The sequence below is a fragment of the Neorhizobium puerariae genome (assembly GCF_042429745.1).
Lineage (GTDB): Bacteria > Pseudomonadota > Alphaproteobacteria > Rhizobiales > Rhizobiaceae > Neorhizobium > Neorhizobium puerariae.
In genome coordinates, this window is the sequence record NZ_JBHMAA010000028.1 from 110,426 (window position 1) to 122,913 (window position 12,488).

Sequence of the window (12,488 nt, forward strand, 5' to 3'; positions counted from 1 at the left end):
ACATGGTAAGCCGCGCAGACCGAGGGCCGCTCGCAGACTGGTTCTGGACGATCGACCGTTTCTTTCTCGTCGCCTTCGTGCTGCTGATGGGCATCGGCTTCATGCTCTCCTTCGCGGCTTCCCCGGCGGTGGCGGAGCGCATCGGGCTCGACAGCTTCCACTTCGTGGAAAGGCATGCGCTTTTCCTCCTGCCTTCGCTGGTGGTGATGATCGGCCTGTCTTTCCTCACGCCGAGGCAGGTCCGCCGGACGGCGATCATCCTGCTCGTCATCTCGCTGGCCATGATGGTGCTGGCGCTTTTCTTCGGCGTCGAGGTCAAGGGATCGCGGCGCTGGATCGGTATCGGCAGCTTCTCCATACAGCCGTCCGAATTCATGAAGCCGGCCTTCGTCGTCGTCTGCGCCTGGCTTTTCGCGGAGCACGCCCGCCAGCCGGAGATTCCCGGCAACCTCTTCGCCATCATCCTCTTCGGCATCGTCGCGGCGCTGCTCGTCGCCCAGCCAGACCTCGGCCAGACCATTCTGACCAGCGTCGTCTGGGGCGGCATGTTCTTCATGGCAGGCATGCCGTGGCTGTGGATCTTCCTGCTCGGCGGCGTCGGGGCGGGCGGCATCATCACGGCCTATTACATGCTGCCGCATGTGACCGCGCGCTTCGACAAGTTCCTGACCGGCGAGGGCGACCGTTTCCAGATCGAAACCGCGCATGAGGCGATCCTTCAGGGCGGCTGGTTCGGGCAGGGGCCGGGCGAAGGGATCGTCAAGCGCATCCTGCCGGACAGCCATACGGACTTCATCTTCTCGGTTGCCGCGGAGGAGTTCGGCATTATCTTCTGCATGGCCCTGGTGGCGATCTTCGCCTTCGTCGTGCTGCGCGGTCTCAATCACGCCTTCAAGGAAGGCAATGACTTCAACCGCTTCGCCGTGGCGGGGCTCGTGCTGCAGATCGGCATGCAGTCGCTGATCAACATCGGCGTCAACCTGGAGCTCATGCCGGCCAAGGGCATGACGCTGCCCTTGATCTCCTATGGCGGTTCCTCGATGATCGCCATCTGCGTCACGGCGGGCTTCATCCTGGCGCTGACGCGTCACCGGCCGGAAAAGAGGGCGCAGGAACGGAGCCTATTCCGTGTTGCCCAAGGCGTGCCGGCGGAGTAAGAAACGATGACCAAAGGCATCATCCTGCTTGCCGCCGGCGGAACCGGCGGCCATGTTTTTCCGGCCGAGGCGCTCGGGCACGAGCTGAAGGCGCGGGGCTATTCCGTCCATCTCGTCACCGACAGCCGTGCAGAGCGTTTCGCCGGCACGTTTCCGGCCGACGAAATCCATGTGGTGCCCTCCGCCACGCTCGGCTCGAAAAATCCCGTCGCGCTGCTGCGCACCGGCTGGAGGCTCTGGAGCGGACTTCGCGCCGCCCGCCGTCTGATCGGCAGGCTCCGGCCGCTCGCCGTGGTCGGTTTCGGCGGTTATCCGACCGTGCCGCCGCTGATGGCCGCGACCTCCATGGGCGTGCCGTCGATGATCCACGAGCAGAACGCGGTCATGGGGCGCGCGAACAAGGCCCTGGCCGCCAAGGTGCAGGCGATCGCCGGCGGCTTCCTGCCCGAGGGCGAGGGTCCCTTTGCGGCCAAGACCGTCACCACCGGCAACCCGGTGCGCCCGGCCGTGCTTGCCGCCTCCAAGATCCCCTACATCGCTTCACGCGGTTCCGATCCGTTCCGTCTGGTCGTTTTCGGCGGCAGCCAGGGCGCGCAGTTCTTTTCCTCTGCCGTTCCAACCGCCCTCAGCCTGCTCGACAAGGTGGAGCGGGATCGGCTGGCGGTAACGCAACAGGCGCGGCCGGAGGACAGGGATCTCGTCACTTCCTGCTTCGCCAAGCTGAAGGCGCCGGCCGACATCTCGTCCTTCTTCACGGACATGGCCGAACGGCTTGCCGAGGCGCATCTCGTCATCTGCCGTTCGGGCGCCTCCACGGTGTCCGAAATCGCGGTGATCGGCCGCCCCGCCATTCTCGTGCCTTACCCGCATGCTCTGGATCATGACCAGGCGGCCAATGCCGCGGCCCTGGTGGCCATGGGTGGCGCGCAGGTCGTGGCCCAATCGGAGCTTTCGCCGGAAAAGCTCGCATCGCTCATCTCGGCGGCGATGAAGGAGCCGGAACGGCTGGAAAAGATGGCGGCCGCCGCAAAGGCTGCGGGACGCCCGAACGCGACGGGGTTGCTTGCGGATATGGTCGTGGCTATTGCCGAACGCAAATCGATCACGGAATTCAAGGCGTCGAAAGACGTGACGCCGGAAGACAGGGGAGTGCAGGCATGAAGATGCCGAAAGCCATCGGGCTCGTTCATTTCATCGGCATCGGCGGGATCGGCATGAGCGGCATCGCCGAGGTTCTGCACAATCTCGGCCACAAGGTGCAGGGTTCCGACCAGGCAGACGGGGCCAACGTGCAGCGCCTGCGGGACAAGGGTATTCCGGTCTTCGTCGGCCACAGGGAAGAAAATCTCGGCGATGCGGAAGTCGTCGTCGTCTCGACCGCCATCAAGAAGAATAATCCGGAATTGGTCGCTGCGCGCGAAAAATCGCTGCCGATCGTCCGGCGTGCCGAAATGCTCGCCGAGCTGATGCGTTTCCGCAATGCGATCGCGATCGGCGGCACGCATGGCAAGACGACGACGACATCCATGGTCGGCGCGCTGCTGGAAGCCGGCAATCTCGATCCGACCGTCATCAACGGCGGCATCATCAACGCCTATGGCACCAATGCGCGCATGGGCGAGGGCGAGTGGATGGTGGTCGAGGCCGACGAATCGGATGGCACCTTCCTGAAATTGCCCGCCGATGTTGCTGTCGTCACCAATATCGATCCCGAGCATCTCGACCATTACGGCAATTTCGACGCCGTGCGCGCAGCCTTCCGGCAGTTCGTCGAGAACGTGCCGTTCTACGGTTTCGGGGTTCTCTGCCTCGACCATCCGGAGGTGCAGGCTCTCGTCGGACGTATCGAGGACCGCAAGATCATCACCTATGGTGAGAATCCCCAGGCCGATGCACGTTTCTCCAATGTCCGCATGGAGGGCACGCGCGCGATCTTCGATGTGGAAATCCGCCGCCGCCGCACCGGCCAGGTCTTCAATTTCAAGGATCTGGCGCTGCCGATGCCCGGCCGCCACAACATCTCCAATGCCACGGCCGCGATCGCCGTCGCCAACCGGCTCGGCATTCCGGAAGAGAATATCCGCAAGGGGCTTGCCAATTTCAGCGGCGTGAAGCGCCGATTCACGCTCACCGGCACCTGGAACGGCGTTTCGATTTTTGACGACTACGGGCATCATCCGGTCGAGATCAAGGCGGTGCTGAGGGCCGCGCGCGAAGCCTGCAAGGGACGCATCATCGCCGTCCACCAGCCGCACCGCTACACGCGCCTGTCCAGCCTGTTCGAGGATTTCGCGAACTGCTTCAACGATGCGGACAGCATTGTCCTCGCGCCGGTCTACGCGGCTGGCGAGGAGCCCATCGAAGGAGCCAATTCCGAGGCGCTGGTGGCCCGCATCCGCTCCGGCGGTCATCGGGACGCACGTTATATGGCCTCGCCCGCCGAGCTTGCTTCGATCGTATCGGGCATTGCGAAGCCGGGTGATTTCGTGGTTCTTCTGGGGGCTGGCAATATCACGCAGTGGGCGGCGGCGTTGCCGAAGGAACTGGAAAGCATATCGGGACGACAGGGATGAAACAGGTGAATGGGGAAAAGCTCAAGGCGTCGTTGGGGGATGGCGTCGAGAAATTGCGCGGACGTCTGACGCCGGACGCTCCGATGGATCGTGTCACCTGGTTCCAGGCCGGCGGTCTCGCCGAGCTCATGTTCCAGCCCCATGACGTGGATGACCTGATCGCCTTTCTGCAGATCCTGCCCGAAGAGGTGCCGCTGACGGTGGTCGGGGTCGGCTCGAACCTGCTGGTTCGCGACGGCGGCATTCCGGGCGTCGTGCTGCGCCTTTCCGCCAAGGGATTCGGCGGTATCGACCTCGTCGGTGAGAACCGCATCCAGGCCGGCGCCATCTGCCCGGACAAATATATCGCCGCCATGGCGATGGATAACGGCATTGGCGGTTTCGCCTTCTATTATGGCATTCCGGGTTCGATCGGCGGCGCGCTGCGCATGAATGCCGGGGCCAACGGCACCGAGACGGCGGACCGGGTGGTGGAAGTTCACGCGGTCGACCGCAAGGGCAACAAGCATGTGCTCTCGAAGGCGGAGATGGGTTATAGCTACCGTCATTCCTCGGTGCCGGCGGACCTGATCTTCACGCATGCCGTCTTCGAGGGATATCCGGAAGACCGCGCCAGGATTCGCGCCGATATGGATGCGGTGCGCCAGCACCGGGAAACCGTGCAGCCGATCAAGGAAAAAACGGGCGGTTCGACCTTCAAGAACCCGCCGGGCCATTCGGCCTGGAGGCTGATCGACGAGGCGGGCGGCCGCGGGCTGATGAGCGGCGGCGCGCAGATGTCCTCGCTCCACTGCAATTTCATGATCAATATCGGGCATGCGACCGGCTACGATCTGGAATATCTCGGCGAGACCGTCCGGGCGCGCGTCTTCGAGCATTCCGGCATCAAGCTCGAATGGGAGATCAAGCGGCTGGGAATCTTCATGCCCGGCCGCGAGGTCAAGCCCTTCCAGGGCGTGACGACCGAATAGGCCGGTTTCGCACCGGGCAGGCAAACCAGGGTTCTCCGACTCGCTGGGGCTGGATTCGTCTTTTAGAGCTACCGTAGAATCAACAGGCTACGGTAGCTTTTTCATGTATCGGTTGCAGATTCGCCACCCGCCATGCATGCGCGGCAAGCTGTTATTTTAGTCATTGCTGATTAACTAGGCATTCATAAGCGACTGCTGCATAATAATCGTGCATGAAGCGAGTCGTGTCTGGTCCGGCGGACGTGTCGGGGGCGCGCGATTAGGGGATATTATCGCATGTTTAAGAAGCTTTCAGCCGAGTTCTTCGGCACATTCTGGCTTGTTTTCGGTGGATGCGGCAGCGCGGTTCTGGCTGCGGCGTTTCCCGATCTGGGAATAGGTTTCGTCGGCGTCGCGCTGGCGTTCGGCCTGACGGTGCTGACCATGGCCTATGCCGTCGGCGGCATTTCCGGCGGGCATTTCAATCCGGCCGTGTCGGTGGGGTTGACGGTCGCCGGGAAGCTTCCCGCCTCGAGCCTGCTGCCCTATGTGATCGCCCAGGTGGTGGGGGCGATCGTCGCGGCCGTGGTGCTCTATCTCATCGCGTCCGGAAAAGCCGATTTCCAGCTCGGCGGCTTCGCGTCCAACGGCTATGGTGAGCATTCTCCCGGTGGTTATTCCCTGACGTCCGCGTTGCTGGCGGAAGTGGTTCTCACCGGTTTCTTCATCTTCATCATCCTGGGGGCGACCGGGCCGAAGGCTCCGGCCGGCTTTGCGCCGATCGCGATCGGCCTGGCGCTGACGCTGATCCATCTGATCTCGATCCCGGTTACCAATACGTCCGTCAATCCGGCCCGCTCCACGGGCGTGGCCGTGATCGCCGGCGGCTGGGCGCTCGGACAGCTTTGGCTCTTCTGGGTGGCCCCGATCGTCGGCGCCGTTCTCGGCGCCCTGGCATGGAAGCTGGTGGACGACTCGGAATAACCGACGTCAAGGCACGTCGTGCCTGAAGAAAGGCCCGCGAAGTCATCAGCTTCGCGGGCTTTTTTGTCGTTTCGAATCCGGTTGGGGCGAGGCTTTGACTCAGGGGAGCGGAGAGGGTTGCGTGCGGTGGCACGATCCTGGACTGACGGCCGCGAAATGCCCGGGGATTCGAGGGGCCGTTGCCTGCCTCATGGGAGTTCGCGCTTGTCCCGGCAGGTCGCGTTAACGATTGGCGACTCGATTTTTCCTTTGTTTTCATGCCTTTGGTTGTGATGGTTAATCAAGGTAAACGGTTTGTTAACCATATTGGTGCACTAATGCAGGCGTACCTTATATCCGGCGGGAATCGCTTGTGGAGCAAGGTTGGCGCAAGTGTCTCGGCATAGAGTGAAGACTTTTTCAGGAGTGATCGATGAGTGACAAGCATGTGGCTGTCCTGATGGGAGGCTTTTCCTCCGAGCGGCCTGTCAGCCTGTCCTCCGGCAATGCCTGCGCCGATGCCCTTGAGGGCGAAGGATATCGCGTCACCCGTGTCGATGTCGGGCGGGATGTCGCTGCGGTTCTTGCCGATCTCAGGCCGGATGTTGCCTTCAACGCCTTGCATGGGCCTTTCGGCGAGGACGGTACGATCCAGGGCATTCTTGAATATCTGGAGATTCCATACACGCATTCGGGCGTGCTCGCTTCCGCTCTCGCCATGGACAAGGGGCAGGCCAAGCATGTCGCGAAGGCTGCCGGCGTTCCGGTCGCCGAGGCAAGGGTGATGAGCCGGTTCGACATCGGAAATACGCATCCGATCGAGCCGCCCTATGTGGTGAAACCGGTTCGCGAAGGTTCGTCTTTCGGTGTCGTGATCGTGCAGGAGAATCAGTCGCATCCGCCGCAGGTCATAACCTCCCCGGAATGGCGTTACGGCGACCGGGTGCTTGTCGAGCGTTACATCCATGGCCGGGAACTCACCTGCGGGGTCATGGGCGATGTGGCGCTGGGCGTGACCGAGATCGTGCCGCTGAGCCATGCGTTTTACGACTATGATGCGAAATATGCCGCGGGTGGCTCGAAACACGTCATTCCGGCGCAAATTTCACCGAATATTTACCAAAAGATTCAAACACTAGCGCTCAAGGCGCATCAGGCGATGGGTTGCCGGGGCGTGAGTCGTTCGGATTTCCGTTACGACGACCGCTTTTCCGAGGATGGGGAAGTGATCTGGCTGGAGATCAATACGCAGCCCGGCATGACCCCGACGTCGCTGGTGCCCGAGATGGCCGCGCATGCCGGCCGTTCCTTTGGTGAGCTTGTCCGTTGGATGGTGGAGGACGCTACGTGTTTGCGTTGATCGGCAATAGAGCGGGTGGATCGCGCGGTCGTTCTCAGGGGCTTTATCCCGGTGCCGAGGAGCGTCGTGTCCTGCCGCGTCCGCTGCGGCGCGTCGTGCGCTTCTGTGTCAGTCTCGCGACGGGGCGGATTTATATTCCGGAGCATACGGGTACGATCGCCACTTTCGGCTTCTTCGCTGTCGTCGGTCTTTACGGCATGTCGCTTGGCGGGCACACCCAGACGGTCGCCCAGGCCACGACCGCGGCCGCGGGGTTTGCGATCGAGGACGTTCGTGTTTCCGGCAACGATCAGACATCCGAGATCGATATCCTCCAGCTTCTCGGTCTCGACGGCACGACATCGCTGGTGGCGCTCGACATCGATGCGGCCCGGCGCAAGCTTTCGGAGCTTCCCTGGGTGCAGTATGCGGAGGTTCGGAAGATCTATCCGAAGACGATCGAGGTGATGCTCAAGGAGCGTCGGGCTTTCGGCATCTGGCAGCACGGTTCCGAGCTCTCGCTGATCGAGAAGGACGGCAGCGTGATCGCGCCGCTGCGCGACAACAAGTTCGCCTCGCTTCCGCTCTTCGTCGGTCGCGACGCCGAAGTGGCCGCCGCCTCCTTCGAGGACGAAATGTCCGGCTGGCCCGAGCTGAAGGGCCGGGTGAAGGCTTATGTCCGGGTGGCTGGCCGCCGCTGGGACCTGCATCTCGACAATGGCGTCGTGCTGAAACTGCCGGAAAACAATGTCGCAAAGGCGCTCGCCGTACTCGCCCGTCTCGAAAAGGAGCAGGGCGTTCTGGGGCGCGATATCGCGGCTGTCGATCTGCGCCTCGAGGATCGCACGACCATCCAGCTCACCGGCGCTGCCACCGAGCGTCGCAAGCAGGCGCTGGAGGCGAGGGCCAAGGCATTGAAGAAGTCGGGAGAGCAGATTTGAGTGTTTTCGGTTCCTCCCATTTCGGCCTGCCGCGCATGAAGCCCCTGTCTTCCAAGCGTTCGCATGTGGTGTCCGTCCTGGATATCGGCTCCACCAAGGTGGTCTGCATGATCGCCCGGCTGACGCCGCGCCAGGAAAGCCAGGTCCTGCCGGGCCGGACCCACAATATCGAGATCATCGGCATCGGCCATCAGCGGTCGCGGGGCGTGAAGTCCGGCGTGATCGCCGATCTCGATGCGGCCGAAAGCGTCGTGCGGCTTGCCGTCGATGCGGCCGAGCGCATGGCGGGCCTCACGGTCGACAGCCTCATCGTCAACGTGTCCGCCGGCCGGCTGGCGAGCGACGTCTATACCGCGACGATCGATCTCGGCGGTCAGGAAGTCGAGGCGGCGGACCTCAAGAAGGTTCTGGTCGCGGCGAGCCACCAGTCGCTGCGTCAGGATCGGGCGATCCTGCATTCGCTGCCGACCGGTTTTTCGCTGGATGGCGAGCGCGGAATCCGCGATCCGCTGGCGATGTTCGGAGACGAGCTGGGCGTCGACATGCATGTGGTCGCCGCCGAACGCGCGACGCTGAAGAACCTCGAGCTCTGCGTCAACCGCGCGCATCTTTCCGTCGAGGGCATGGTGGCGACGCCTTATGCCAGCGGTCTCGCGGCGCTCGTCGACGACGAGGTCGAGCTCGGATGCGCGGCAATCGACATGGGCGGCGGCACCACGACGATCTCGGTCTTCGCCGAAGGCAAGCTCGTGCATACCGATGCGATCAGCCTCGGCGGCCACCATGTGACCACCGACCTGGCGCGCGGTCTTTCGACCCGCATCGAGGATGCGGAGCGCATGAAGGTCGTGCATGGTTCGGCATTGATGAACGGCGCCGACGAGCGCGACGTGATTTCCGTTCCGCCGATCGGCGAGGACGATCGCGATCAGCCGACCCAGGTGCCGCGCTCGCTCGTCACCCGCATCGTGCGGGCTCGCATCGAGGAAACCTTGGAACTGATTCGCGACCGCATCCAGAAATCGGGCTTCAGCCCGATCGTCGGAAAGCGTGTCGTGCTGACGGGCGGCGCAAGCCAGCTCACCGGCCTTTCGGAAACGGCCCGCCGCATCCTGGCGCGCAATGTCCGCATCGGCCGTCCGATGGGCGTCTCCGGCCTGCCGGCGGCGGCGAAGGGTCCGGCCTTTTCGACGGCCGTCGGCCTGATGATCTATCCGCAGGTCGCGGACCTGGAAACACACGCTCCCCAGAGCGGCCTGATGGCCTCGCTCGGCAGCGGCAATGGAAGGCTGGCCCGCGTGGGCCAGTGGTTGAAGGAAAGTTTTTGATGCAGGGGCTTTGGCCCGCTGCCTCAGAGAAGAGTTGGAATGAATTGGCCGGCGGCGATGCGGCCTGAAGAAGAAGGAACTGCTGCAATGACCATCAAGCTGCAAAAGCCGGAAATTAACGAGCTGAAGCCGCGCATCACCGTATTCGGCGTCGGCGGCGGCGGCGGCAACGCCGTCAACAACATGATCACGGCCGGGTTGGAAGGCGTCGATTTCGTTGTCGCCAATACCGATGCCCAGGCGCTCACGATGACCAGGGCCGAACGGATCATCCAGATGGGTGTCCGGGTCACCGAGGGTCTCGGCGCCGGTTCGCAGCCGGAAGTCGGTCGCGCCGCCGCCGAGGAATGCCTCGACGAGATCGTCGATCACCTGAACGGCACGCATATGTGCTTCGTCACCGCCGGCATGGGCGGCGGCACGGGCACGGGCGCCGCTCCGGTTGTCGCACAGGCCGCCCGCTCCAAGGGCATCCTGACCGTCGGGGTCGTCACCAAGCCGTTCCACTTCGAAGGCCAGCGCCGCATGCGCCTTGCCGAATCGGGTATCCAGGAACTGCAGAAGTCGGTCGACACCCTGATCGTCATTCCGAACCAGAACCTCTTCCGCATCGCCAACGACAAGACGACCTTCGCCGACGCCTTTGCGATGGCCGACCAGGTTCTCTATTCGGGCGTTGCCTGCATCACCGACCTGATGGTCAAGGAAGGCCTGATCAACCTCGACTTCGCCGACGTCCGCTCGGTGATGCGCGAGATGGGCCGCGCGATGATGGGCACCGGCGAAGCGTCGGGTCCGGGCCGCGCCATGCAGGCCGCCGAAGCCGCGATCGCCAATCCGCTCCTCGACGAGACCTCGATGAAGGGCGCTCAAGGGCTGCTGATCTCGATCACCGGCGGCCGCGACCTCACGCTCTTCGAAGTCGACGAGGCTGCGACCCGCATCCGCGAGGAAGTCGATCCGGACGCCAACATCATCCTCGGCGCGACCTTCGACGAGGCGCTCGAAGGCCTGATCCGCGTGTCGGTCGTCGCAACCGGCATCGATCGCGGCGCCCAGTCGATCGATATCCGCGCCGCCGAGATGCGCGCTGCCGCAAAGCCGATCATTCGGCCCTCCGCAGCCGTGCCTCCGGCTCCTCCGGTGGCGCAGCCGGTTCTACAGCCTGCTCCGGTCATGCAGTCCGCGCCTGCTCCCGTCCAGAAGCCGGCCTTCGATCCGGTCGCCGAGCAGATCCGTCTTGCGGAAGCCCAGATGGAACGCGAGCTTGCGATCGCCGAGCCGCCGCTGGCCGCTCCGGCACCCCAGCCGGTTGCCCAGCAGCCGGTCCATGAGGAGTTCCGCCCGCAGAGCCGTCTCTTCGCGGCCCCGGCTGAAGCTCCGGCACCGGTCGTGAACCGTCCGGCTCCGCAGCCTGCTTCGGTCCACGCCCATGTGCAGCCGCAGCCCGCTCCGGTGATGAGCCAGCCGGCGCCGCGGATGGCGCAGCCGGTCCATCACGAGCCGGTCGCTCCGTCGGCCTCGCCCGTCATGGAGCCGGTCCGCATGCCGAAGGTCGAGGACTTTCCTCCGGTCGTGAAGGCCGAGCTGGATCGCCGCTCCCAGCCGGTCCAGCATGTGCAGGAAGAACGCGGCCCGATGGGCCTCCTGAAGCGGATCACCAACTCGCTCGGTCGCCGTGAAGAGGAAGAACCGGTCAACGCCGACATGACCGCTCCGGCGCCGGCTCCCGCTTCGCAGCAGCGCCGCCCGCTTTCTCCGGAGGCAAGCCTTTATGCGCCGCGCCGGGGCAATCTCGACGATCACGGCCGTGCGGTTCCGCAGGCCCATCACGAAGACGACCAGCTCGAAATTCCGGCCTTCCTGCGCCGCCAGTCGAACTGAGTTAACGGCGGTCACGAAATGTGAAACGGCCCGGATCACAGATCCGGGCCTTTCCGTGTTTTGTTAATCAAGACGCAGAGTTAACAACGTAACAATCCGAAACGAACAGTGATTTGGAATGTACTAGACGGCTGCGTATGTAGGATGGTGAAAGACGCCCGAACGGGACCGCCGATTCACAGGATCGGCTGATTGAGAGGCGTCAAGAAAATCCGGGCCGTTGTGCTTCACGGGTCCGGCAAGAAAAAGGCAGCAGGAATGACCATCGGATTGCTCGGTTTCCAGACCACCATCGCCGCCCCGGTATCTCTGAAGGGGATAGGCGTTCATTCTGGGGCTCCGGTCGGCATCACGTTCCAGCCTGCCGAAGCCGGCACCGGCATTGTGTTCGCCCGCGTCTTCGAGGATGGAGGCTCGGTCGAATACCGTGCCGTTTCCTCCCATGTCGGACCTACGGATCTCTGCACGGTTCTTGGCAGTTCGCCCTCGAAGTGGGTGGCGACGATCGAGCATGTGATGGCCGCGCTTTATGCGCTCGGCATCGACAATATCGTGGTCGAGGTGGACGGCAGCGAAATGCCGATCATGGACGGCAGCTCCTATCCTTTCATCGAGGCGATCGAGCAGGCGGGCATCGTCAACCTCGGCATCAAGCGCCGTTACATCCGGGTCCTGAAGCCGGTGCGCATCGAATCGGGAGCATCCTGGGCGGAGTTCCGTCCCCATGACGGCACCCGTTTCGAAGTGGAAATCGATTTTTCCTCGCCGCTGATCGGCCGGCAGGGCTGGAAGGGCGAGCTGACGGCCGCGACCTTCAAGCAGGAGCTTTCCCGCGCCCGCACCTTCGGTTTCATGCGCGATGTGGAGCGCCTCTGGGCGGCGGGCTTCGCGCTTGGTTCCTCGCTTGAGAATTCCGTCGTCATCTCGGACGACGACACGGTCGTGAATGTCGAGGGCCTGCGCTACGAAGACGAATTCGTCCGCCACAAGACGCTGGACGCCGTGGGCGATCTGGCGCTTGCCGGCGCCCAGTTCATCGGCTGCTACCGGTCCTATCGCGGCGGGCACAAGATGAACGCCAATGCGCTGAAGGCGTTGATGAACGACCCGACGGCCTATGAAGTGGTCGAGGCTCCGTCGTCGCGCGCCGCGCGCGTGCGGGCACGGGAGTTCGTGCCGGTCAGCACGCCGGAGCTGGCTTCCTGGTTCGCCTGAAAAAGTTTGACCCGGTCGACTTTGTCGATTGCCTTGGCCGCTTCCCCGGAAGCGGCCTTTTCTTTTGGAGATAACCGGTGCGATGCCACAAAAATGCATTAATGCGGCACCATTGCGTTGCTCTCCCTTTGCTTTTAT

10 protein-coding genes are annotated in these 12,488 nt (G+C 63.5%); all 10 read left to right on the forward strand.

Features of this window, described 5'->3' with window-relative positions; all coding sequences use genetic code 11:
- Window positions 1-2 precede the first annotated feature (2 nt).
- On the forward strand, window positions 3-1,157 hold the full coding sequence (ftsW, locus tag ACFFP0_RS23310; RefSeq protein WP_377264601.1) for a putative lipid II flippase FtsW: 1,155 nt from the start codon (window positions 3-5) through the stop codon (window positions 1,155-1,157).
- Between the two features lie 6 nt (window positions 1,158-1,163).
- Complete coding sequence (gene murG / locus ACFFP0_RS23315; RefSeq protein WP_377264602.1) at window positions 1,164-2,318, forward strand: undecaprenyldiphospho-muramoylpentapeptide beta-N-acetylglucosaminyltransferase; 1,155 nt, start codon at window positions 1,164-1,166, stop codon at window positions 2,316-2,318.
- Window positions 2,315-3,730: a UDP-N-acetylmuramate--L-alanine ligase gene (gene murC, locus ACFFP0_RS23320; RefSeq protein WP_377264603.1), complete on the forward strand. Its 1,416-nt coding sequence runs from the start codon at window positions 2,315-2,317 to the stop codon at window positions 3,728-3,730. Before murG ends, murC begins: the two co-directional genes overlap by 4 nt.
- Window positions 3,727-4,701: a UDP-N-acetylmuramate dehydrogenase gene (murB, locus tag ACFFP0_RS23325; RefSeq protein ID WP_377264604.1), complete on the forward strand. Its 975-nt coding sequence runs from the start codon at window positions 3,727-3,729 to the stop codon at window positions 4,699-4,701. The genes murC and murB overlap by 4 nt, the downstream gene beginning before the upstream one ends.
- A gap of 276 nt (window positions 4,702-4,977) precedes the next feature.
- Entirely contained in the window at window positions 4,978-5,664 is a 687-nt protein-coding gene (gene aqpZ, locus ACFFP0_RS23330; RefSeq protein WP_377264605.1) for an aquaporin Z, read from the forward strand.
- Between the two features lie 412 nt (window positions 5,665-6,076).
- The gene (locus ACFFP0_RS23335) at window positions 6,077-7,003 is read left to right on the forward strand and encodes a D-alanine--D-alanine ligase (RefSeq protein ID WP_377264606.1); all 927 of its coding nucleotides are present in this window, start codon (window positions 6,077-6,079) and stop codon (window positions 7,001-7,003) included.
- Complete coding sequence (locus ACFFP0_RS23340) at window positions 6,991-7,923, forward strand: cell division protein FtsQ/DivIB (protein ID WP_377264607.1); 933 nt, start codon at window positions 6,991-6,993, stop codon at window positions 7,921-7,923. The genes ACFFP0_RS23335 and ACFFP0_RS23340 overlap by 13 nt, the downstream gene beginning before the upstream one ends.
- Complete coding sequence (ftsA, locus tag ACFFP0_RS23345) at window positions 7,920-9,251, forward strand: cell division protein FtsA (RefSeq protein WP_377264608.1); 1,332 nt, start codon at window positions 7,920-7,922, stop codon at window positions 9,249-9,251. The genes ACFFP0_RS23340 and ftsA overlap by 4 nt, the downstream gene beginning before the upstream one ends.
- A gap of 87 nt (window positions 9,252-9,338) precedes the next feature.
- Window positions 9,339-11,135, forward strand: a complete 1,797-nt coding sequence (gene ftsZ, locus ACFFP0_RS23350; RefSeq protein WP_377264609.1) for a cell division protein FtsZ — start codon at window positions 9,339-9,341, stop codon at window positions 11,133-11,135.
- 258 nt (window positions 11,136-11,393) lie between these two features.
- Window positions 11,394-12,350, forward strand: a complete 957-nt coding sequence (gene lpxC / locus ACFFP0_RS23355; RefSeq protein WP_377264610.1) for a UDP-3-O-acyl-N-acetylglucosamine deacetylase — start codon at window positions 11,394-11,396, stop codon at window positions 12,348-12,350.
- The last annotated feature ends 138 nt before the right edge of the window (window positions 12,351-12,488 follow it).